This window comes from Brachybacterium sp. AOP3-A1-3, from assembly GCF_052378285.1.
Taxonomy (GTDB): domain Bacteria; phylum Actinomycetota; class Actinomycetes; order Actinomycetales; family Dermabacteraceae; genus Brachybacterium.
In genome coordinates this window covers 124,282-144,812 of the sequence record NZ_JBQSXM010000004.1, presented here as the reverse complement: position 1 = coordinate 144,812, position 20,531 = coordinate 124,282, and the positions used below count along the sequence as shown (strand labels likewise).

At 69.0% G+C, this 20,531-nt stretch carries 19 protein-coding genes; 11 read left to right on the top strand and 8 right to left on the bottom strand.

Going from position 1 to position 20,531, the window contains the following annotated elements; all coding sequences use genetic code 11:
- Window positions 1-5 precede the first annotated feature (5 nt).
- The 11 genes from rplO to ACT3T5_RS07810 all read left to right on the top strand — a co-directional run bounded on the left by rplO (window position 6) and on the right by ACT3T5_RS07810 (window position 9,482).
- Window positions 6-464 (top strand): 50S ribosomal protein L15, encoded by a 459-nt coding sequence (gene rplO / locus ACT3T5_RS07860; protein ID WP_444578067.1) that lies wholly within the window; start codon window positions 6-8, stop codon window positions 462-464.
- Window positions 465-620: 156 nt separating this feature from the next.
- On the top strand, window positions 621-1,928 hold the full coding sequence (gene secY, locus ACT3T5_RS07855; protein WP_444578068.1) for a preprotein translocase subunit SecY: 1,308 nt from the start codon (window positions 621-623) through the stop codon (window positions 1,926-1,928).
- Entirely contained in the window at window positions 1,925-2,551 is a 627-nt protein-coding gene (locus ACT3T5_RS07850) for an adenylate kinase (RefSeq protein WP_444578069.1), read from the top strand. The genes secY and ACT3T5_RS07850 overlap by 4 nt, the downstream gene beginning before the upstream one ends.
- Entirely contained in the window at window positions 2,548-3,396 is an 849-nt protein-coding gene (gene map, locus ACT3T5_RS07845) for a type I methionyl aminopeptidase (RefSeq protein ID WP_444594097.1), read from the top strand. The genes ACT3T5_RS07850 and map overlap by 4 nt, the downstream gene beginning before the upstream one ends.
- A 332-nt stretch (window positions 3,397-3,728) precedes the next feature.
- Entirely contained in the window at window positions 3,729-3,950 is a 222-nt protein-coding gene (gene infA / locus ACT3T5_RS07840) for a translation initiation factor IF-1 (RefSeq protein WP_193116807.1), read from the top strand.
- A gap of 22 nt (window positions 3,951-3,972) precedes the next feature.
- Window positions 3,973-4,086: a 50S ribosomal protein L36 gene (rpmJ, locus tag ACT3T5_RS07835; RefSeq protein ID WP_010532506.1), complete on the top strand. Its 114-nt coding sequence runs from the start codon at window positions 3,973-3,975 to the stop codon at window positions 4,084-4,086.
- Between the two features lie 215 nt (window positions 4,087-4,301).
- Entirely contained in the window at window positions 4,302-4,676 is a 375-nt protein-coding gene (rpsM, locus tag ACT3T5_RS07830; RefSeq protein WP_444578071.1) for a 30S ribosomal protein S13, read from the top strand.
- Between the two features lie 104 nt (window positions 4,677-4,780).
- The gene (gene rpsK / locus ACT3T5_RS07825) at window positions 4,781-5,185 is read left to right on the top strand and encodes a 30S ribosomal protein S11 (protein WP_193116809.1); all 405 of its coding nucleotides are present in this window, start codon (window positions 4,781-4,783) and stop codon (window positions 5,183-5,185) included.
- Between the two features lie 162 nt (window positions 5,186-5,347).
- Window positions 5,348-6,343: a DNA-directed RNA polymerase subunit alpha gene (locus ACT3T5_RS07820; protein ID WP_444578072.1), complete on the top strand. Its 996-nt coding sequence runs from the start codon at window positions 5,348-5,350 to the stop codon at window positions 6,341-6,343.
- Window positions 6,344-6,370: 27 nt separating this feature from the next.
- Entirely contained in the window at window positions 6,371-7,036 is a 666-nt protein-coding gene (gene rplQ, locus ACT3T5_RS07815) for a 50S ribosomal protein L17, sunset domain variant (RefSeq protein ID WP_444578073.1), read from the top strand.
- 319 nt (window positions 7,037-7,355) lie between these two features.
- The gene (locus ACT3T5_RS07810; protein WP_444594096.1) at window positions 7,356-9,482 is read left to right on the top strand and encodes an S-layer homology domain-containing protein; all 2,127 of its coding nucleotides are present in this window, start codon (window positions 7,356-7,358) and stop codon (window positions 9,480-9,482) included.
- A gap of 55 nt (window positions 9,483-9,537) precedes the next feature.
- Here ACT3T5_RS07810 and rbsK read toward each other — a convergent pair whose 3' ends face one another.
- From rbsK to ACT3T5_RS07770, 8 genes are all read right to left on the bottom strand, one after another.
- A complete protein-coding gene (gene rbsK, locus ACT3T5_RS07805; RefSeq protein WP_444594095.1) occupies window positions 9,538-10,461 on the bottom strand; it encodes a ribokinase in 924 nt (307 codons plus the stop codon).
- 1 nt (window position 10,462) lies between these two features.
- Window positions 10,463-11,503 (bottom strand): aldose 1-epimerase family protein, encoded by a 1,041-nt coding sequence (locus tag ACT3T5_RS07800; RefSeq protein WP_444594094.1) that lies wholly within the window; start codon window positions 11,501-11,503, stop codon window positions 10,463-10,465.
- Window position 11,504: 1 nt separating this feature from the next.
- Window positions 11,505-12,968, bottom strand: coding sequence for an L-fucose:H+ symporter permease (fucP, locus tag ACT3T5_RS07795; protein WP_444578077.1), 1,464 nt, complete (start codon window positions 12,966-12,968; stop codon window positions 11,505-11,507).
- 5 nt (window positions 12,969-12,973) lie between these two features.
- Entirely contained in the window at window positions 12,974-13,615 is a 642-nt protein-coding gene (deoC, locus tag ACT3T5_RS07790) for a deoxyribose-phosphate aldolase (protein WP_444594093.1), read from the bottom strand.
- 201 nt (window positions 13,616-13,816) lie between these two features.
- On the bottom strand, window positions 13,817-14,764 hold the full coding sequence (locus tag ACT3T5_RS07785) for a sugar-binding transcriptional regulator (RefSeq protein ID WP_444578079.1): 948 nt from the start codon (window positions 14,762-14,764) through the stop codon (window positions 13,817-13,819).
- A 187-nt stretch (window positions 14,765-14,951) separates the two neighbouring features.
- A complete protein-coding gene (gene purL, locus ACT3T5_RS07780) occupies window positions 14,952-17,288 on the bottom strand; it encodes a phosphoribosylformylglycinamidine synthase subunit PurL (RefSeq protein ID WP_444594092.1) in 2,337 nt (778 codons plus the stop codon).
- A gap of 269 nt (window positions 17,289-17,557) precedes the next feature.
- A complete protein-coding gene (locus tag ACT3T5_RS07775) occupies window positions 17,558-19,750 on the bottom strand; it encodes an acyl-CoA dehydrogenase family protein (RefSeq protein WP_444594091.1) in 2,193 nt (730 codons plus the stop codon).
- Window positions 19,747-20,370 carry a TetR/AcrR family transcriptional regulator gene (locus ACT3T5_RS07770; RefSeq protein ID WP_444578082.1) on the bottom strand — a complete coding sequence of 208 codons (624 nt, stop codon included), beginning with the start codon at window positions 20,368-20,370 and terminating at the stop codon, window positions 19,747-19,749. The genes ACT3T5_RS07775 and ACT3T5_RS07770 overlap by 4 nt, the downstream gene beginning before the upstream one ends.
- Window positions 20,371-20,531 lie beyond the last annotated feature (161 nt).

Here is a 20,531-nt window from a genome sequence, read left to right as displayed (position 1 = left end):
CTCTCATGACTGATTCCAACCAGAACCCCCTGAAGCTTCACGACCTGCGCCCCGCGCCGGGTTCCAAGACCGCGCGCACCCGCGTCGGTCGTGGTGAGGCCTCCAAGGGCAAGACCGCCGGACGTGGCACCAAGGGCACCAAGGCCCGCAACACGGTGCGCCTCGGCTTCGAGGGTGGGCAGATGCCTATGCATATGCGCCTCCCGAAGCTGCGCGGTTTCACCAATCCCTTCCGCGTCGAGTACCAGGTCGTGAACCTGTCGGCCCTGCAGGAGCTGTTCCCCGAGGGTGGCACTGTCACGGTCGAGGATCTCGTCGCCCAGGGCGCCGTGCGCAAGAACCAGCCCGTCAAGGTGCTGGGCACCGGTGAGGTCAGCGTCAAGCTCGACATCACTGCACAGAAGTTCTCCGCTTCGGCGGAGAAGAAGATCGCGGCGGCCGGCGGTTCCGTCACCACCGCGTGAGTCTCTTTTGACGGGGCACCGCGGCGCAGAATAATCTGTGCTGCGGTGCCCCGTCGTCATACCGGGGCTGGTCCGACACGTCGCGGGACTTCCGCGACAGCCGGACGGACCGGGACGTCCTACGGTCCTGTCCCCGGACCTCCAGGAGGGAAACTGGTGAACTCGTTCGTGCGCGCGCTGCGCACCCCCGAGCTGAGGGCGAAGATCTTCTTCACCCTCGGCCTGCTCGCCATCTATCGACTTGGCGTCTTCATCCCGACCCCGGGATTCGACTACACCAACGTGATGATGTGCTCCGAGCAGTCGATGTCGGGACAAGGCGCCTCCGCGATGGGCATGATCAACATGTTCTCCGGCGGCGCACTGCTGCAGCTCTCCGTCTTCTCATTGGGCGTCATGCCCTACATCACCGCCTCGATCATCGTGCAGCTGCTGCGCGTCGTGATCCCTCGCTTCGAGGCCCTCCACAAGGAGGGCGCCTCGGGGACGGCCAAGCTCACCCAGTACACGCGCTACCTGACGATCGGTCTGGGCGTGCTCCAGGCGACCACGATCATCACGCTGGTGCGCTCGGGTCAGTTCTTCGTGGGCTGCAACCTCACGCTGGTGCCGGATCAGTCGATCCCCGCGCTCCTGCTGATGGTGCTCGCCATGACCGTCGGCACCGTGCTGATCATGTTCATGGGCGAGATGATCACCGAACGCGGCATCGGCAACGGCATGTCGCTGATGATCTTCACGTCGATCGCCGCCTCGTTCCCGGGCGCCATGAGTCAGGTCTTCGAGCTCCAGGGCTGGATGACCTTCGGCCTCGTCATCCTCGTGGCCCTCGTGGTCATGATCGGTGTCGTCTTCGTCGAGCAGTCGCAGCGCCGGATCCCGGTGCAGTACGCGAAGCGCATGGTGGGTCGCCGCATGTACGGCGGCACCTCGACCTACATCCCGGTCAAGGTCAACCAGGCCGGCGTCATCCCCGTCATCTTCGCCTCCTCGATCCTCTCGCTGCCGCAGATGGCCGCGTCCTTCGGGGACCCCGAGGCCGGGTGGGTGCAGTGGGTCAACCAGCACCTCGTGATGGGCGGTGCGTCCTTCTCCTGGATCTACGCCCTGGTCTACGTCACGTTGATCGTGTTCTTCGCGTTCTTCTACGTGTCGATCACCTTCAACGCGGAGGAGATCGCCGACAACATGAAGAAGTACGGCGGGTTCGTGCCCAACGTGCGGGCGGGCAAGCCCACCGAGCGCTACCTGCGCTACGTGATCAACCGGATCCAGACCCCCGGCGCGATGTACCTCGCGGTGATCTCGCTGATGCCCCTGCTCGCCCTGACCTACCTCGGCGCCTCGCAGAACTTCCCGTTGGGCGGTGTGTCGCTGCTGATCATCATCGGCGTCGGCCTCGACACCGTGAAGCAGATCGATGCGAAGCTCCAGCAGCACCACTATGAAGGGATTCTTCGGTGACCAGCCCCGACCTCTCGACCGATTCCGCCAGCACCCGGGCTCCGGCCGGTTCTGCCCGCCGACTGCTGATCGTCGGTCCTCCCGGCGCCGGCAAGGGCACCCAGGCCGTGCGTCTCGCGGAGTCGCTGTCGATCCCGGCGATCTCGACCGGTGACATCTTCCGCGCGAACGTGTCCCAGGAGACCGAGCTCGGTGTGCTCGCGAAGTCCTACATGGACAAGGGGGAGTACGTCCCCGACTCGGTCACCAACGACATGGTGCGCTCGCGCCTGGCCGAGGACGACGCCCAGGCCGGCTTCCTGCTGGATGGCTACCCCCGCACCCTGGACCAGGTGGACGCTCTCGACGGCGTGCTGACCGAGCTGGGGACCACGCTCGACGCCGTGCTCCTGCTCGAGGTCGAGACCGAGGCCGTCGTGGCACGGCTCGTCGCCCGTGGTGAGGAGCAGGGCCGCAGCGACGACACCGAGGAGACCATCCGTCGCCGCCTCGACGTCTACGCCGAGCAGACCGCCCCGCTGATCGATGTCTACGACGGCCGCGGCCTCGTGCGCCGCGTGGACGGCATGGCCTCCATCGACGAGGTGACCGCTGCGCTGCAGGAGGCGCTCGCAGCACGATGAGCATCCTCTCGGAGCGGGTGGAGCTGAAGACGCCCGAGCAGATCCTGGTGATGCGGCGCAGCGGGTACCTGCTGCACCGCGTGCACGACCTGCTCGAGCAGAGCATCCGTCCCGGCATCACCACGAACGAGCTGGATCGGCTCGCCCACGAGATGATCCGTGACGAGGGCGCGACGCCGAACTTCCTGGGCTACCAGGGGTACCCGGCCACGGTGTGCATCAGCGTCAACGACGTCGTGGTCCACGGCATCCCTGATGACCAGCCGCTCCATGAGGGCGACATCGTCTCCATCGACGGCGGTCTGATCATCGACGGAAGGCACTCCGACGCGGCGCGCACCCACATCGTGGGAACGCCGCGCTCCGTGGCGGACGAGGACCTCGTGCGCACCACGCGCGAGGCGATGTGGGCCGGCATCGCCGCCCTCGCGACCGCGCAGCGGGTCGGCGAGGTCGGTGCGGCGATCGAGGACTACGTCTCCGAAGCGGCGGGGGAGTCCCTCTCGCACCTCGAGGGCTTCGGGGGCCATGGCATCGGCACCGCGATGCACCAGGCCCCGGACGTCATGAACTACCGCACGCGCTCCCGCGGGCCGAAGGTCCGTACGGGCATGTGCCTCGCGATCGAGCCGATGCTCATCCAGGGCCCCGGGGCCTGGGAGCTCGAGGACGACGACTGGACCGTGCGCGCCACGGCCGGCGGCAGGGCAGCCCACAGCGAGCACTCGGTCGCCGTGACCGATGCCGGGCTGCTGGTGCTGACCGCGGGGGACGGCGGCGCCGCCGAGCTCGCGCTGCGCGGGGTCACCGCCGCTCCGGATCCCCTGGACGCCGCGGGCCGCTGAGTCCGTCGCGCCGGATCGGGAGGGTCAGCCGTCCCTGTGCAGGTGACGTGATCGGCGTCATCCCGGGGAGCGTGGCCGTTCCCGGGGAGTCCGTGTAAGCTCGACGACTGGGTGTGCTCCGTGCGCGACGTCTTCGTCGTGTGCAGTCTGCAGTCCCGTCGTGCAGTGCGTCGGCCGGTTTCGCCGGTCCGTCCTGTCGCGCGGACGACGCGCTCCGGCGTCACCCACGTCGACCACCGTACCGTCACCCGACGGTCGGTGTGCATGGACTGAGTATTCATCGAATGCGGAACTCGGCCACCGGCTCGCCGGAGGCGAGAGATTGGGGAGGCATGGCGAAGAAGGACGGCGTGATCGAAGTCGAGGGCGTCATCACGGAGGCGCTCGCGAATGCGCGTTTCCGCGTGGAGCTCGACAACGGGCACAAGGTGCTCGCGCACATCTCCGGGAAGATGCGCCAGCACTACATCCGTATCCTTCCCGAGGACCGAGTGGTCGTCGAGCTGAGCCCCTACGACCTCGACCGCGGCCGCATCGTGTACCGCTACAAGTGATCGTCCCGGGAGAAGGAAAGCTATGAAGGTCAAGCCGAGCGTCAAGCCGATCTGTGACAACTGCAAGGTGATTCGTCGCCACTCGCGTGTCATGGTCATCTGCTCGAACCCGCGTCACAAGCAGCGCCAGGGCTGAGCGGAGCACTCCGCCCATCCCGGCAACAGCCGTGACGGCCACCCTCGAGGTGGCAGCCCCACTGGGGCACCGTCCGATCATTCGGACAGACAACAGAAGAACCGACACCACCGGCCCTCGGGCCGGCCACCCGCAGCGCGGAGGCTGCGGCGTCCTGGCAACAGAACCGGACGAGGTATCGGATCAGGCCTCCGAGACAGTAGGAGAATCTGCACATGGCACGTCTGGTGGGAGTAGACCTTCCGCGCGAAAAGCGCCTCGAAGTCGCCCTGACGTACATCTTCGGCATGGGACGCACCCGCGCCCTCGAGACGCTGGCTGCGACCGGCGTCTCCGGCGACACGCGCGTGCGCGAGCTGACGGACGACGAGCTCGTCAAGCTCCGCGACCACATCGAGGAGAACTACCGGATCGAGGGTGATCTGCGTCGTGAGGTCGCCGCTGACATCCGCCGCAAGGTCGAGATCGGCAGCTACCAGGGCCTGCGTCACCGCCGCGGCCTGCCGGTCCACGGACAGCGCACGAAGACCAACGCGCGTACCCGTAAGGGCCCCAAGCGCACCGTCGCCGGCAAGAAGAAGACTCGCTGACCCACGGCATCCGCCGTCGGACCGCGAGCCCTTCCGAGGCCGCAGTCACTTCGCGCCGTTGAGGGATCCGGCGCACCCGATACCCACCAGAGGAGTTCCGCCGTATGGCAACCAAGACCCGTCAGGCCGCTGCGCGCAAGCCGCGCCGCAAGGACAAGAAGAACATCGTCAACGGTCAGGCTCACATCAAGAGCACGTTCAACAACACGATCGTGTCCATCACGGACCCGACCGGCGCCGTCATCTCCTGGGCTTCGGCCGGGCAGGTCGGCTTCAAGGGCTCGCGCAAGTCGACCCCGTACGCCGCGCAGATGGCCGCTGAGTCGGCCGCGCGTCAGGCGCAGGAGCACGGCATGAAGAAGGTCGACGTCTTCGTCAAGGGCCCGGGCTCCGGTCGCGAGACCGCGATCCGCTCGCTGACCGCGACCGGCCTCGAGGTCGGCTCGATCCAGGACGTCACCCCGCAGCCGCACAACGGCACCCGCCCGGCCAAGCGCCGCCGCGTCTGATCGTCGTCGGCCGTCTCGGGATCTCGGATCCTGCTCCGGACGGCCGACCCAGGTGCCGGGCCGGCTCAGGCCGTGCCCGGCGCCCCTGGACATCACCCATCCTCTAGGCCCACCGCCCCCTTCTGAGCGTCATATGGCGGACGCTCGCAGAAAGGATCCACAGTGCTCATTGCACAGCGCCCCACGCTGACCGAAGAGGTCGTGTCGGACAACCGCTCCCGGTTCGTCATCGAGCCGCTCGAGCCGGGCTTCGGCTACACCCTCGGCAACTCCCTGCGTCGCACCCTGCTGTCCTCGATCCCCGGAGCTGCGGTCACCTCGATCCGCATCGACGGCGTGCTGCACGAGTTCAGCACCGTCCCCGGCGTCAAGGAGGACATCACCGAGGTCATCCTCAACATCAAGAACCTCGTCGTCTCCTCGGAGAACGACGAGCCCGTCGTGATGTACCTGCGCCGTGAGGAAGCCGGTCGCGTGACCGCCGCCGACATCACCCCGCCGGCCGGCGTCGAGATCCACAACCCCGACCTCCACATCGCGACCCTGAACGAGAAGGGCCGTCTGGAGATCGAGCTGATCGTCGAGCGCGGTCGTGGCTACGTCTCGGCCTCGCAGAACAAGGCCCTCGACGGAGAGATCGGTCGTGTCCCGATCGACTCGATCTACTCGCCGGTCCTCAAGGTGACCTACAAGGTCGAGGCGACTCGTGTCGAGCAGCGCACCGACTTCGACAAGCTCATCGTCGACGTCGAGGCCAAGCCGGCCATCAGCCCGCGTGACGCCATGGCGTCGGCCGGCAAGACGCTGGTCGAGCTGTTCGGTCTGGCTCACGAGCTGAACCAGGAGGCGGAGGGCATCGAGATCGGCCCGTCGCCGACCGATCAGGCTCTCGCCGCCGATCTGGCGCTGCCGATCAACGACCTCAACCTCACGGTGCGGTCGTACAACTGCCTCATGCGCGAGGGTGTGCACACCGTCGGTGAGCTGACCGCCCGTTCCGAGGCCGATCTGCTCGACATCCGCAACTTCGGGCAGAAGTCCATCGACGAGGTCAAGGCGAAGCTCGCCGATCTCGGACTGTCGCTGAAGGATTCCCCGGCCGGGTTCGACCCGTCCGCCCTGGAGTCCTACTCCGACGACTTCGGCGACCAGTACTGACCTTTATCTTTAACTAGGAGAACGACCATGCCTACCCCCACCAAGGGTGCGCGCCTCGGCGGATCCCCCGCGCACGAGCGGATGATCCTCGCCGGCCTCGCCACCGAGCTGTTCCGCCACAAGGCGATCACCACCACGGAGACCAAGGCCAAGCGCCTGCGTCCCTACGCGGAGCGTCTCGTCACGTTCGCGAAGAAGGGTGACCTCGCCTCGCGTCGTCGCGTCATGCGCGTCGTCCGCGACCGCGGCGTCGTCTACTCGCTGTTCGAGGAGATCGCCCCGACCTTCTCGGAGCGTCCCGGCGGCTACACCCGCATCACCAAGGTGGCTCCCCGCAAGGGCGACAACGCCCCCATGGCAGTCATCGAGCTCGTCCAGGAGGAGTTCTCCGCGAAGCAGTCCGTGGTGAAGGAGGCTGAGGGCGCCGCCAAGGGTGCTTCGGCGTCCGACGCCGCAGCGGAGACCGCGACCGAGGAGAGCACCGCTCCCTTCGGCGAGGATTCCTACAAGGGCGACACCCCGCCCGAGGGCTTCGACATCAAGGGCAACGAGGACTCGATGAAGTTCCACACCCCCGAGTCGCCCTGGTACGACCGCACGGTCGCCGAGGTCTGGTTCCGCACCGCCGAGGCCGCCGAGACCGCCGGCTTCGTCAATGCGAAGCCGTCCGCCGACGAGGCCGACGAGGCCTGATCGACGCCTTGCTCGCGGGCCGGGACAGCACACGATGCTGCCGCACCTGATCCGCAGCACGAGCACCACGCCGAGGGCGGGTTGCCGGGAGAGATCCCGGCAACCCGCCCTCGGCGTTGCGGCATGTGCAGCGACGTGACCGTCGCTCGATCGTGACCGAACCCCACGAAGCGGTCACGGCGAGCGCGTTACGGTGGGCCCGGAGCCCGCTGGCGGGCGATCGGGCGACGAAGCCCCTTCGCGCGCAGTGCGTGCCTCGGCAGGTGCTGTCCCTTCTGTCCCGGACTCCTCAGCCGTCCTCGGAGAACCGGAGCAGTCCATGTCCACGCGAAGAGTCGATCCCGCACCGGGCGCCGACGCGTCCACCTCACCGAGCCTCACGACCGTGCCGTCGGGGGACGACGTGTCCGGTCTCCCGGCGCACGAACGCGCTCGAAGGCCGTCGCGGCGTGCCGTGCTCGCAGCCTCCGCCGCCGCGGCCGCCCTCCCCACGATCGGGTCCGTGCTGGTCGCAGCGCCGGCCGTTGCCGATCCCGCCGTGGCCGATGGCGAGACCCGCGTGGTGGACATCCCGCTCGCGGACGCGGATCTGATAGATCTCGACGGCACCGCTGCTCGGGAGATTCCCGATCAGCCCGCCACGATGGTCGGAGTGACCTGGCCTGTCGACGCCGACGTCCCGCAGGTGCAGGTGCAGGGTCTGGACCCGGACGGGGAGTGGTCGGAGTGGATCCCGCTGGATACCGCAGAGGACCCGGAGACGGGGGAGGGGGCCGCGGGCACCGAGGTCGGATGGATCGGACCGGTCACGGCCCTGCGTCTCCGCGCAGAGGTCGACGGAGCGGATGCCACAGAGGCTCTGATCGCGCATGCGGTCACGACCTCGCCGGCACCGGACGATGACGAGACGGCCCTGCTCTCCGGCCCGGAGGCGACGATCTCGCAGAACACGCAGCTGAGCACCATGTCCGCGACGGCGACGGCGGCGGCGAAGAACCCGGTCACCCCGAAGCTCGGATCGGGCGCGCCGGCGTACGTGTCGCGCGCGAAGTGGGGCTCGAAGGAGTCCTCGGTGCGCGGCACGAGCAGCGCCGATCACCTCAAGGCTGTGGTCATCCACCATACGGCGGGCACCAACACCTACTCCAAGAGCCAGTCCGCCCAGATCATCCGAGGGATCCAGGCGTATCACGTGGGCACGTTGGGCTGGGCGGACATCGGCTACAACATGCTCGTGGACAAGTACGGCCAGATCTTCGAGGGCCGCGGAGGGGGCCTGCACCGGAATATCGTCGGTGCGCATGCCTACGGGTTCAACACCGGGACGTTCGGCATCTCCGTGCTGGGGGACTACTCCTCGACCACGCTGCCCTCTGCCGGGCGCAAGGCCATCGGCAAGGTCGCCGGCTGGAAGCTGCTGAGCACCTTCCAGCGCTCGGTGACCGCGAAGGTGTCTTGGACCCCCGGCACCGGCACACGGTTCCCCGCTGGCAAGAAGGTCTCGCTGCCTCGGATCATGGGGCACCGCGACGTGAACTTCACCGAGTGCCCCGGGCTGAACCTGTACAAGCAGTTCGGCACCGTCCGCAAGGAGGCGCAGGGCTATGCGGACTCCGGATGGAAGAAGCACCTGACGGCCTTCGAGAAGGCAGGCGGCTCCTCGGCACTCGGCACCGTCGCCAAGAGTGCCCACACCGCGGGAAAGTACAACGTGACGGTGCTGACGAAGGGGCTCGTGATCAACGAGAGCGGCGGCTCCACGGCCTATGCGTGCCCCACGTCGATGCAGTGGGAGGCCTCCTGGGGGCGACCCCGAGGGGGGACGTTCACCGACGGTCCCCGGACCATGCAGTCGTTCTCCTTCGGGATGTCTGCCCTGAACGGTCGCTATGTCCGCTTCCTGCCCACGAAGTTCTCCGACGTCCCCCCGGGGCGTGCCTTCTTCATGGAGATCGGCGATCTCGTGAACAAGGGGGTGGTCCACGGCTACGGAGGGTCCACGTACCACCCTGATGAGCTCACTCGGCGCGACCATATGGTGGTCTTCATCTACCGGGCGATGGGGTCCCCCGCCTACACGCCCCCGAGGACATCGCCGTTCTCGGACGTCTCCACCGGGTCCTCGTACTACAAGGAGGTGTGCTGGGCGCGGGCGAAGGGGATCACCATCGGCTATACGGACGGGACGTTCCGCCCGACGGAGGGAATCCGTCGCGACGGACTCGCCTCGCTCCTCTACCACGCAGCGGGGTCACCGCCGGCGTCTCCCCAGGACGCCGCTCGGTTCACGGATGTCTCATCGACCAGCGGCTACGCCACGGCGATCGGATGGCTCGCGAAGACCGGCATCTCGCGGGGCTACGGGAACAGCACGTTCCGTCCGCGGAACCGGGTCCCGCGAGACGAGATGGCTGCCTTCCTCATCCGCTGGATGGACGAGGTCTGAGCGAGCCCGGGCGATGTCGTGCTGTCCCCGGGGCGGGGACCGTTCCCGTGCGTTGTCAGTCGTTCTGCGAGGCGGAGTCGGTGGGCCCGAGGCCGTCGGCCCACGCGTAGGAGGTCTGGGTGCCCGGTCGCGTGACCGAGTCCGAGGCATAGGCGCTGCCGGCCCGGATCGCGTCCAGCACATCGCCCGAACGGACCCACGTGGTGCTGAAGCAGCCGATGAAGGCATCGCCCGCCCCGGTGGTGTCGATCGCCCGGACGGCCGGGGCCTCGACGATCTCCTGGCCGCCGGCGTGGGCCCACAGGGCGCCACGGGACCCGAGGGTGACGATCACATTGCTGATCCCGGCGGTCAGCAGCACATCGGTCGCCTTGGTGATGTCCTCGAGGCTCGAGACGGGCATGCCGGTGAGCAGCTCGAGCTCGGACTCGTTGGGGACCAGGAAGTCCACGCCGGTGATCCGGGCCAGGTCCAGCTCGGGAGAGGCCGGCGCCGGGTTCAGCAGCACCGGGATGCCCAGCTCCTCGCCGAGATCGACCGCCGCGTACACCGTCTCCAACGGGATCTCCAGCTGCAGCACGATCAGCCCGCAGCGGGCGATGTCCTCCCGCGCCGCTTCGACGTCCTGCGGGGTCAGGAGCGCGTTGGCGCCCTTGACGATGATGATCGAGTTGTGAGAGTCGGGGTCCACGAAGATCGGGGCGACACCGGACGTGGCGTCGGTGCGCAGCACATGATCCGTGCGGATCCCGTTGTGTTCGAAGTTCGCCAGCGTGGTGTCGGCGAAGACGTCGTTGCCCACCCGGGAGACCATCACGACCTCGGAACCCAGGCGGGCGGCGGCGACAGCCTGATTGGCTCCCTTGCCGCCGCAGCCCATGCGGAACTCCGGCGCCTCCACCGTCTCCCCTTCGGCAGGCATGCGGTGGATGTAGGAGATCAGGTCGACCATGTTGGACCCGATGACGGCGATCGGCATATCAGTGGCTCTCTTTCTCGGAGGCGGCCACCAGCCCGGTGGTCACCGAAAATCGTGTGCTCCGGCCCGCGGGCAGCTGAACCAGTGTGCCCGCCCGCTCGGCGGCCAGGAAGCCCTCGGGTCTGCTGGTCGCGGGCAGGGCGAAGGCGGCGACCTGCTGGTCCGGGTTCGACAGGATCCAGCGGGTGGCGGTGGGGAACTGCGAGGTGTCGAACTCCGTGACGAACTCGAACTCGTCGGTGTTCGCCAGGGAGAAGCGCAGCGGGCCGCCGTGGGCCGGGAGGTCATCGGCGAAATAGACGATCTCGGGATCGAACTGCTCCGCGCCCACGAGGCTGTCCGCGTCGAGCTCGCCGCTGCGGATCCTCTGCGTGATCTGCTCCCAGACGGGGGTCGGGGTGACATGCGCCGGCACGCTCTCGCGCAGGCGGAAGGTGCCCTCCGGCAACGACTGCGACATCTGCGCCCCCTCGAGGAAGCGGTAGTTCAGATGACACATGTACTGCAGCGGCATCGGCGCATACGCCGAGAGGTTGGTGACCTCCAGGTCGATGTCCAGCAGCGCGGATCCGGCGCGCAGGGTGACGGACGGGGTCGCGCGGTAGTGGTGGCCGAAGCCCCTGACGTACTCGTGCACGGAGCGGATCGTGACGGCGTCCTCGGTGAGCACCAGGTGGGCGCTGTCCATGTCCGCGCAGGCGAACTCGCCGTGCAGCTCGTGGTCGTCCTCGGGGGAGGGGCAGCCCGCGGCCAGCAGCCCGGAGTGGAAGGCGAAGCACCCGTAGGTCTCCGCGATCCGCGCCACCTTCCGTGGCTCCTCGAACATGCTCGTCATCCGCAGGGACTGCCCGTCGAACTCCGCGTCCCAGATGATCTGTCCCAGGAAGGGCAGCACCTCCACGTGGCCGCGGGAGTTGCGGATGCTCAGCGACTCCACGCCGGTGCGATACCGGCGTGCGGTGACGGTCCATTCCGGGCTCTCGCACACCACGCGCGGGGTCTCACCGAACAGCTCGCGGGGCAGGTCCAGGGTGAACGCCATCTCAGCGCACCTCGGTCCGGGCGTCGCCAGTGGTCCCGGCCGTGGCGTCGGCCCGCGCAGCGGTGCGTCGTGCGAGGCTGCGCCGACGCAGGGCGACGAAGAACAGCAGCACCGCGCCGAAGCAGAAGAAGTTCACGAGGAAGCTGACCCGCATCGAGCCCAGCGAGTCGGAGAGCAGGCCCTGCACGGCGGGGATGAAGGCACCGCCGATGATCGACATGACGATGATCGCGCCGCCGGTCTCGGTGAACCGCTTGTCCTCGATGACGTCGAGATTGCGGGCGAAGATCGTGGCCCAGCAGGGCCCGAGCAGCGCTGAGGCGACGATCGCCGCGTACACGGAGGTGAAGTTCGGAACCGCGACGATGTACACGATGGTGAGCATGCCCAGGGCCGCGTAGCCGATGAGCACGAGGTCCTCGTCGATCTTCGTCATGAGGAAGTTCGCGATGAACTTGCCCGCGAAGAAGGCGATGAATCCGGCGATCAGGTACGAGGCGGCGGAGCGCTCGTTGATCGAGGGGTCCAGGTCCATGGCCAGGCGGATGGTGAAGGACCACAGGGCGGTCTGCATCCCGACGTACAGGAACTGGGTGAGGATGCCCGCGCAGAACATGCGGTTCTTCAGCAGGTGGGCGAGGGTCTCCCCGAGCGAAGCCTTGGCCTCGGAGGCGTCCTCCCGCAACGGCTTCGCATGCGGGTACTGGGTGATCGCGATGAGCACCACGAGCACCAGCAGCAGCACCAGGATCACTTTGTACGGATCCAAGGTTCGCCCCAGGGCCTCCGAGGTGATCGCGGCGCGCTCCGCCTCGGTCGCGGCGTTCGCGATCTGTGCGTGCAGCGCGTCGCCGTCCGTGAAGACCAGGTACTTGCCGAGCACGGCGCCGCCCAGGAAGCCGACGGCGGTGAAGGTCTGCGAGATGTTCAGGCGCAGCGTGGCCTTCCTGCGCTCGCCGATCATCGAGGAGTACGTGTTCGCGGACGTCTCCAGGAAGGACAGGCCGATCGCGATCGAGAACAGCGATCCGAGGAACACCGCATAGGTGGCGACCTGCGAGGCGGGGAAGAACAGCACGCAGCCCAGCACGTAGACGCTCAGCCCGATCAGCAGGCCCGTCTTGTAGCTGGTGCGCCGGATGACCCGGCTGGCCGGGATCGCGATCAGGAAGTAGCCGCCGTAGAAGGCGGACTGCACGAAGGCGGAGGCGAAGTCAGAGAGCTCGAAGACGGCCTTGAACTGGGTGATGAGGATGTCGTTCATGCTGGCGGCCATGCCCCACATGGGGAAGCAGATCGACAGCAGGATGAACTGGAACGTCGGGGTGCGGTCGAGGTACCCGTCGCGCAGCTGGCGGGAGCGGTCCTTGATCACGCCCCAGGAGGTGTTCGGGAGGCCGACCTCCCCGTCGGGCGTGGCGGTGGTGGCGGCGGTGGTGCCGGAGTTGTCGCGCATCGTGTTCATGGCGGTCACCGTCCCAGCAGAGCGGAGCCGGCGGAGGCCCCGATGCGGGAGGCACCGGCGTCGACCATCGCGCGGAGGGTCTCTGCATCGCGGATGCCGCCGGAGGCCTTCACCCCGAGGCGGTCGCCGACGGCGGCGCGCATGACGGCGACCGCCTCGACGCTCGCGCCACCGGAGGCGAACCCGGTCGAGGTCTTCACGAAGTCGGCCCCTGCCTGCTCGGAGACCTCGCACGCCGCCGTGATCTCGGCGTCGCTCAGCAGCGCGGTCTCGAGGATGACCTTGACCAGGGCATCGCCGCTGGCCGCGACGACGGCGGCGATGTCTTCGCGCACACGATCCCAGTCCCCGTCCTTCACCGCGCCGAGGGAGATCACCATGTCGATCTCGTCGGCGCCGTCCGCCACGGCGGCGGCAGTCTCGGCGGCCTTCACGGAGGGCAGCTGCGCCCCGGAGGGGAACCCGACCACGGTGCACACCAGGGTGGTGTGGCCCGAGAGCTCCTGGGCGGCCTGCGCCACGCGGGTGGGGCTGACGCACACGGTGAGGAAACCGTTCTCGGTGGCCTCCTGGCACAGGGTGCTGACCTGCTGCGCCGTCGCGTCGGGGGCGAGCAGCGTGTGGTCGATCAACGATGCGATATCCATTCCAACTCCTTTGTTCGGATACCCCTAGTGAAGGTCCCGGAGCGGAAGGGGCGCAACGGCAAGATGGCACATATGTGCCGATACTGATCGAGGGCGAGGTGAGGTGAGGCGCGGCGGGCGAAGAGTCCGACGACGGCGGCCGAGGCGTGGGACCGACGGGGGAGTGGGCGCGGGCGACGGCCCGAGACCGGCAGCGATGGCTCAGAGGGCGTCAGCGAGGGCGGTCGCCGTCTCGAGGTCCGTCACCAGATGGTTCGCGTACCGGTTCTCCAGGGCTGCCCGGATCAGCGGCAGCATCTCGAGGCCGCTGGTGACGAGGACCGTGCGTCGCAGGCGCCGGAGATCGGAGAGAGTGGGGCCGAGCGTGCGCTGGCTCAGCGACGGGGCGACGATCCGCCCCTCGGCATCGATGAACCGGCCGCAGATCTGCCCCACGGCGTGGTCCTCGATGTGTCGGCGATCCTCCTCGGAGAGCAGCGGCGACCTGTGCATCGCCGCCGCGGCGGGAGTCTCCGCGCCGAACACGACGGCGGCGCACTCGGCGCGGAGCGTGAGCACCTGGCGCGTGGCCGGGTCGTTCTCGGCCTCGAGCCGCGAGGCGACGCTGTCGTGCAGGATCGGGAACGGATAGGAGTGCACCGGGACCGTGGAGCGAGCGGCGAAGGCCGCCAGCGCCGCCTCCACCTCGACCCCGGGATCCGTGCCGTTGAGCTGCACCAGCGCACGAGGCCGCAGGCGCTGGCGGCTCATCGCCTCGGTGACGGCGTGGATCGCATCCGACCACCAGAACCCCAGCACGTCCTCGCCCGAGGCGAGATGGGCGCCGAGCATCTCGGCGGCTCCGGAACCGAGCGCATAGCGGTTGTCCATCGGGCCGCGGCCCACGGGGACCACCAGGCGCAGCTCCGCGAGGCGGAAATGCTCCTGCAGCTCGGAGATCAGCGGGGCGTCGGACTCCCGGGGATCGGCGACGTGGGTGCGCACGAAGCCGCGCTCTCGAGCCGTGGCGACGAGCTTGGAGACCGTCGGCCGGGAGACGTGGAGGGTCTGCGCGATCTCCTGCTGGGAGAGGCCGCCGGCGTGGTAGAGCTTGGCGGCGTCCAGGGACAGGCGGTCGCGCGGGGTCAGCCCGTAGCGGTCGCGCGCCATCGGAGGATCCTTCCCTCGGAACCCGGAACCCGGAACCCGGAACCCGGAACCCGGAACCCGGAACCCGGAACCCGGAACCCGGAACCCGGAACCCGGAACCCGGAACCCGGAACCCGGAACCCGGAACCCGGAAGCCGGAAGCCGGACGGCTCGGGCCGGTCCGCTGTGGGCCGGCCCGAGCAGGGGCTCAGGCGAAGTAGCGGGGCAGGGTGCCCTCGCGCAGCGTGCGCAGCTCGGAGACGGCGAACGCGCCGACTCCCTGGATGTCCAGGGTGTCCGCGCCGCTGGTGCCGATCACCAGGTGCGGCACGCCGTGCTCGGTGCACAGCGCCTCCAGGCGCGCGGCCTGCTCGGCCGGGACGGCGACGAGCGCTCGGGCCTGGGACTCCGAGAACAGGGCGGAGGCGAGGTCCACGCCGTCGCGCTCGAGCAGCGGGTCGAGGTCGACCTGTGCGCCGGTGCCGAAGCGGGTGGTCGACTCGACGAGTGCCTGGGCGAGGCCGCCCTCGGACAGGTCGTGCGCGGCCGCGGCCACGCCCTCCTGGGCAGCGGCGATGAGCACCCGGGCGAGGGAGCGCTCGGCCTCGAGGTCCACCTGGGGCGGCATTCCGCCGAGGTGGCGGTGGATCACGTCGGCCCAGGCGGAGCCGGAGAGCTCCTCGCGGGTGGTGCCCAGCAGGACCACCGAGAGGCCTTCGCCCTGCCAGCCCGAGGGGACGCGGCAGGCGACGTCGTCGAAGACGCCCAGCACGCCGACCACGGGGGTGGGGTGGATCGCCGAATCGATCTTCCCGGGCTCGCCGGTGGAGTTGTACAGGGAGACGTTGCCGCCGGTGACGGGTACCCCGAGGGTCTCGCAGGCCTCGGCGAGACCGCCGATCGCCTCGACCAGCTGCCACATCGGGCCCGGATCCTCCGGGGAGCCGAAGTTCAGGCAGTCGGAGATCGCCAGCGGCACGGCGCCAGAGGTGGCCACGTTGCGGTAGGCCTCGGCCAGGGCGAGCTGGGCGCCGGTGCGGGGGTCGAGCTTGGTGTATCGGCCGTTGGCGTCCGTCGCGAGGGCGACCCCGCGGCCGGTCTCCTCGTCCACCCGCAGCACGCCGGCGTCGTCGGGCATCGCGAGCGCGGTGTTCCCGCCGACGTATCGGTCGAACTGGTCGGTGATCCACCCCTTCGAGGCCAGGTTCGGGGAGGCGATGAGCTCACGCAGGGCGCGCGCGAGATCCTCGGCGCCCTCGGGCCGGGGGAGCGCCTCGGCGCGGTCGGCCTGCAGGGCGTCCTGCCAGTCGGGCCGGGCGTAGGGACGGTCGTAGACCGGGCCGTCGATCGCGACGGTCGAGGGGTCGACGTCGACGATGCGGTGCCCGTCGTGGTCGATGGTGAGGCGGCCGTCCCCGGTGACCTCGCCGATCACGGAGGCCTCGACGTCCCACTTGTCCACGATCGCCTCGAACTCGGCGAGCTTCTCGGGGCTGACCACGGCCATCATGCGCTCCTGCGACTCGCTCATGAGGATCTCGCCGGCGTTCAGGGTGGGGTCGCGCAGCAGCACGTTCTCGAGGTGGATGTGCATTCCGGAATTGCCGTTGGCGGCCAGCTCGCTGGTGGCGCAGGAGATGCCTGCCGCGCCGAGATCCTGGATGCCCTCGACGGTGTGCGCCGCGTACAGCTCGAGGCAGCACTCGATGAGGACCTTCTCCATGAAGGGGTCGCCCACCTGGACGCTGGGGCGCTTGACGGGGCCGTCCTCGTCGAACGTCTCCGAGGCGAGGATCGAGGCGCCGCCGATGCCGTCCCCGCCGGTGCGCGCACCGAACAGGATCACCTTGTTCCCGGCGCCGGTGGCGGAGGCGAGGTGGATGTCCTCGTGACGCAGGACGCCGATGGCGAGGGCGTTGACCAGGGGATTGGTCTGGTAGGCGGCGTCGAAGACCGTCTCGCCGCCGATATTGGGCAGGCCGAGGGAGTTGCCGTAGCCGCCCACGCCGGAGACCACGCCATGGACCACGCGCGCGGTGTCGGGGTGGTCGATCGCGCCGAAGCGCAGCTGATCCATGACGGCGACGGGGCGGGCGCCCATAGCGATGATGTCGCGCACGATGCCGCCCACTCCGGTCGCGGCACCCTGGTAGGGCTCCACATAGGAGGGGTGGTTGTGGGACTCGACCTTGAAGGTCACCGCCCAGCCGTCGCCGATGTCGACGACGCCCGCGTTCTCGCCCATCCCCACCAGGAGCTTCTCGCGCATCTTCTCCGTGGTGTGCTTGCCGAAGGTGCTCAGGTGCTTCTTGGAGGACTTGTACGAGCAGTGCTCCGACCACATCACCGAGTACATGGCCAGCTCCGCGTTGGTGGGGCGGCGGCCCAGGATGTCGCGGATGCTCGCGTACTCGTCGTCCTTGAGGCCGAGCTCGGCGAACGGCTGAGCCTGATCAGGGGTCGAGGCGGCATTCTCGACGGTGTCGACGTCCCCGGACCGGCTGTCCGGTGCGGCGGTCTCAGGGTGGAGGGCGTCAGCGGTCATCGCGGGATCGGGTCCGTTCATCACGAGGGCACAGGAGCACCGGCGGTTGCCGGCGCCGGAGAGCGGGCGAGCCGCCTCGGCCCCCACAGTCTACGATCGCCGGGCACCAGAGGGAGCGAGCGCCCACGTGGAGGGCACCCTGCGCTCGCCGTGACGATCGCAGGGTGCCCTCCACTCGCCGGTCCTCTGATCCGCAGACCCCTGGGTCAGGGCCCTGCGGATCAGAGGACCGGCGGGTCAGGGGGGGGCCGGCGGACCGGAGGGCCCGGTCAGCCCTTCTTCGCGGCGCGGCGGGCCTTCTTCTCCGCGTCGCGCAGGACCTTCTCGCTGATCGGTGCGTCCGAGCTGGCGCGCTGGGCTCGGAAGTAGGCAGCGGCCTCGTCCTGACGCTCCTGCTCGCCGCCGAGGGCGATCGGCGCCCGCACGTGGCCCGGGCGGATGTCGAAGGCGGCGACGAGGTCCAGGACATGGGGACGCAGACGCCACAGCAGGCGACGCACGTCCGAGCCGATCTGGCGTCCGCGCTGCGAGGAGATCATGCCGCCCAGCAGGAACCACGCCAGGTCGTCCTGGATGACGGTGAGCCCGAACAGATCGCGCACATCGGTCAGGACTGCGCGGCTGCCCTCGTCCTCGAGCTTCTCGATCGCGGTGGTGAAGGCCCGCCAGCGCACGAGGTCCGCGTGGGCGCGGGCGGCCTCCAGCATCTCGACCTGATGCTTGTTGACCTCCGCAGCGGCGTCGGCCGGGCTCATCTTGGCCGCGGACCGCAGCGAGAGGGCGACCTCCTCGACTCTCACCCGGGCGCGGGCCGTGAGCATCTCCTCCTGGAAGTCGCTCTGCCGCATCGAGTCGAAGGCGCGACGGGAGTTGCCCCGGTCGCTGAGATCCTGCGCGAGCCGTGCCCACGGGGTGTGGCGCTTGGCGAGCACCTCCGCGCGCTGGGCGATGAAGCGACCGATGCCGGCCCGGTCCACGCTCTTGAGCTCGGAGGTGTAGTCGCTCAGCAGGCGCTTGGCCACCAGCTGCAGCAGCACGGTGTTGTCGCCCTCGAAGGTGGCGTACACGTCGAGGTCCTGGTGGAGGCCGACGAGCTGGTTCTCAGCGATGAACCCTGCGCCTCCGCAGGCCTCGCGGCATTCCTGGATGGTGTCCAGGGCGAGCCTCGTCGAGGTGGGCTTGAGCGCGGCGGCGAGGGTCTCGAGGTCCTCGCGGGCCTCGGGGTCGTCGGACCGACCGGAGAACACGTCATCGAAGGCCTGCAGCAGCTGCTCGTGGGCGAAGGTGCCGGCGTAGGTGGCGGCGAGCTTGGGCAGCAGGCGATGCAGGTGCGCCTGGTAGTCCATCAGGACCGTCTCCCGGGTGGGATCCGCCGCCGTGAACTGTCGGCGCTGCGTCGCATAGGTGATCGCGATGTGCAGGGCGAGCTGGCTCGCCCTGTTCGCGGAGCCGTCCAGCGAGACGCGTCCCTGCACGAGGGTGCCGAGCATGGTGAAGAAGCGGCGCCCGGGGGACTCGATGGGCGAGGTGTACGTGCCGTCCGCGGCGACGTCCCCGTAGCGGTTGAGCAGGTTGGTGCGGGGCACGCGGACGTGCTCGAAGGCGAGCCGTCCGTTGTCGATGCCGTTCAGCCCGCCCTTGGGGCCGTCGTCCTCGCTGAGCACGCCCGGCAGCATCTCTCCCTCGGCGTCGCGCACGGGCACGTAGAAGCAGTGCACTCCGTGGTCCACGCCGCGGGTGATCAGCCGGGCGAAGACCGTCGCGGCCTTGGCATGGAGCGCGGCATTGCCGAGGAACTCCTTCCAGGCGGCGCGGAACGGCGTGTGCAGGACCCACTCCTCGGTGGACGGGTCGTAGGTCGCGGTGGTCGCGAGCGACTGGACGTCGGAGCCATGGCCGATCTCGGTCATCGCGAAGGCGCCGGGGGTGGCCAGGCTCATCGCGTCGGGCACCCACGCCTTCTGCTGCTCCTCGCTGCCGAGCTGCACGATGGCCGAGGTGAACAGGCCCCACTGCACGCCGGCCTTGATCTGCAGCGAGGGGTCGGCGACCACGAGCTCCTCGAAGCTCGCGACGTTGCCCCCGTTGTCGTTGGGACCGCCGAGGTGCTCGGGCAGCATCAGCCACGAGACGTTCTCCTCCGCGAGGATCTCCATCTGCGCGAAGGTGCCTTCTCGATGCTCGGCGACGGTGGCATCGAGCGGTCGGTGCAGCTCGGGGCGAGCGGCCCGGTCCCGGGCTGTGCGGCGCGCATCGGCCCACTTGCCCATCAGGGCTTCGGAGACCGCCCCCACATCGAGCCGGTCGGTCCCGGCCGGGGGGACCGGGATCGGTCCGGTCGGGGTGGGGCTGGGCGAGGCGGGGCTGGGTGAGGCGGAGCTGGGTGAGGCAGGGCTGGGCGGGACGGAGACCTCGGGGGTGGTCCCGGTGGGATCGGTGGAGCGGTCGGCGTTGACAGTCATGCGTGCATTCCCTTCATGAGCCAGGTGACGAGGTGGAGGACGAGCTGGTCGGAGGTGAGCGGGGGGTGGTCGGGATCGTCCGGCGACTCGATCTCGTTCATCCAGGTGTCCACCGCGCCCTCGACGAAGCCGACGGCCCCGTGCGCCCAGATCTGGGGCGAGGGGACGGCGCTCGGGAGGAAGGTGGCGACCAGTCGGGAGACGGAGTGCAGGAAGTGGTTCAGCCCGTCGCTGGGCCGGGTGACGAAGCGGTAGACGCCGGGGGAGCGCTGGGCGGTCTCGACGTAGGCGCGGATCATGGCGTGGATGCGCTCATCGGCATCCGGCTGACGGCCGACGGCCGTCTCGAGCTCGCGCATCTCCTCCAGGAGCTTGGCGTGCATAGCCGCCAGGATGCTGCGCCCGAGGGCCTGCTGCAGCGCCGCCTTGTCCTCGAAGTACCGGTAGACGATCGATTTCGAGGTCCCTGAGGCCGCGGCGATGTCCTCCATCGTCACGTCGGGACCGTTCTCGTGGATGAGGTGCCGGGCGATGTCGAGCAGCTCGGCCCGCCTCTCCTCCCGGTGGCGGGCCCAGCGGGCTGATCGGCCGTCCACGGGGGCTTGCGTCGTCGCGTTCACAGAACCTAGGGTATCAAGTACCGCCGGTTCTATGTAAAGTCGGCTCCGACGACGATCATCCGATCGACGTCGGATCGCGTCGGCCGTCGTGCGGACCCCACGAGAGTCCATCCCACGGCATGACTCTTCCGGACCGGTCGACCCGACCCCCGTACGCAGTG

What these genes read in the sequence shown, in the direction of transcription:
- rplO (WP_444578067.1), top strand. Translation starts at nt 6, where the DNA reads ATGACTGATTCCAACCAGAACCCCCTGAAGCTTCACGACCTGCGCCCC.
- map (WP_444594097.1), top strand. Translation starts at nt 2,548, where the DNA reads ATGAGCATCCTCTCGGAGCGGGTGGAGCTGAAGACGCCCGAGCAGATC.
- infA (WP_193116807.1), top strand. Translation starts at nt 3,729, where the DNA reads ATGGCGAAGAAGGACGGCGTGATCGAAGTCGAGGGCGTCATCACGGAG.
- rpmJ (WP_010532506.1), top strand. Translation starts at nt 3,973, where the DNA reads ATGAAGGTCAAGCCGAGCGTCAAGCCGATCTGTGACAACTGCAAGGTG.
- rpsM (WP_444578071.1), top strand. Translation starts at nt 4,302, where the DNA reads ATGGCACGTCTGGTGGGAGTAGACCTTCCGCGCGAAAAGCGCCTCGAA.
- rpsK (WP_193116809.1), top strand. Translation starts at nt 4,781, where the DNA reads ATGGCAACCAAGACCCGTCAGGCCGCTGCGCGCAAGCCGCGCCGCAAG.
- rplQ (WP_444578073.1), top strand. Translation starts at nt 6,371, where the DNA reads ATGCCTACCCCCACCAAGGGTGCGCGCCTCGGCGGATCCCCCGCGCAC.
- ACT3T5_RS07810 (WP_444594096.1), top strand. Translation starts at nt 7,356, where the DNA reads ATGTCCACGCGAAGAGTCGATCCCGCACCGGGCGCCGACGCGTCCACC.
- rbsK (WP_444594095.1), bottom strand. Translation starts at nt 10,461, where the DNA reads ATGCCGATCGCCGTCATCGGGTCCAACATGGTCGACCTGATCTCCTAC.
- ACT3T5_RS07800 (WP_444594094.1), bottom strand. Translation starts at nt 11,503, where the DNA reads ATGGCGTTCACCCTGGACCTGCCCCGCGAGCTGTTCGGTGAGACCCCG.
- fucP (WP_444578077.1), bottom strand. Translation starts at nt 12,968, where the DNA reads ATGAACACGATGCGCGACAACTCCGGCACCACCGCCGCCACCACCGCC.
- deoC (WP_444594093.1), bottom strand. Translation starts at nt 13,615, where the DNA reads ATGGATATCGCATCGTTGATCGACCACACGCTGCTCGCCCCCGACGCG.
- ACT3T5_RS07785 (WP_444578079.1), bottom strand. Translation starts at nt 14,764, where the DNA reads ATGGCGCGCGACCGCTACGGGCTGACCCCGCGCGACCGCCTGTCCCTG.
- purL (WP_444594092.1), bottom strand. Translation starts at nt 17,288, where the DNA reads ATGACCGCTGACGCCCTCCACCCTGAGACCGCCGCACCGGACAGCCGG.
- ACT3T5_RS07775 (WP_444594091.1), bottom strand. Translation starts at nt 19,750, where the DNA reads ATGACTGTCAACGCCGACCGCTCCACCGATCCCACCGGGACCACCCCC.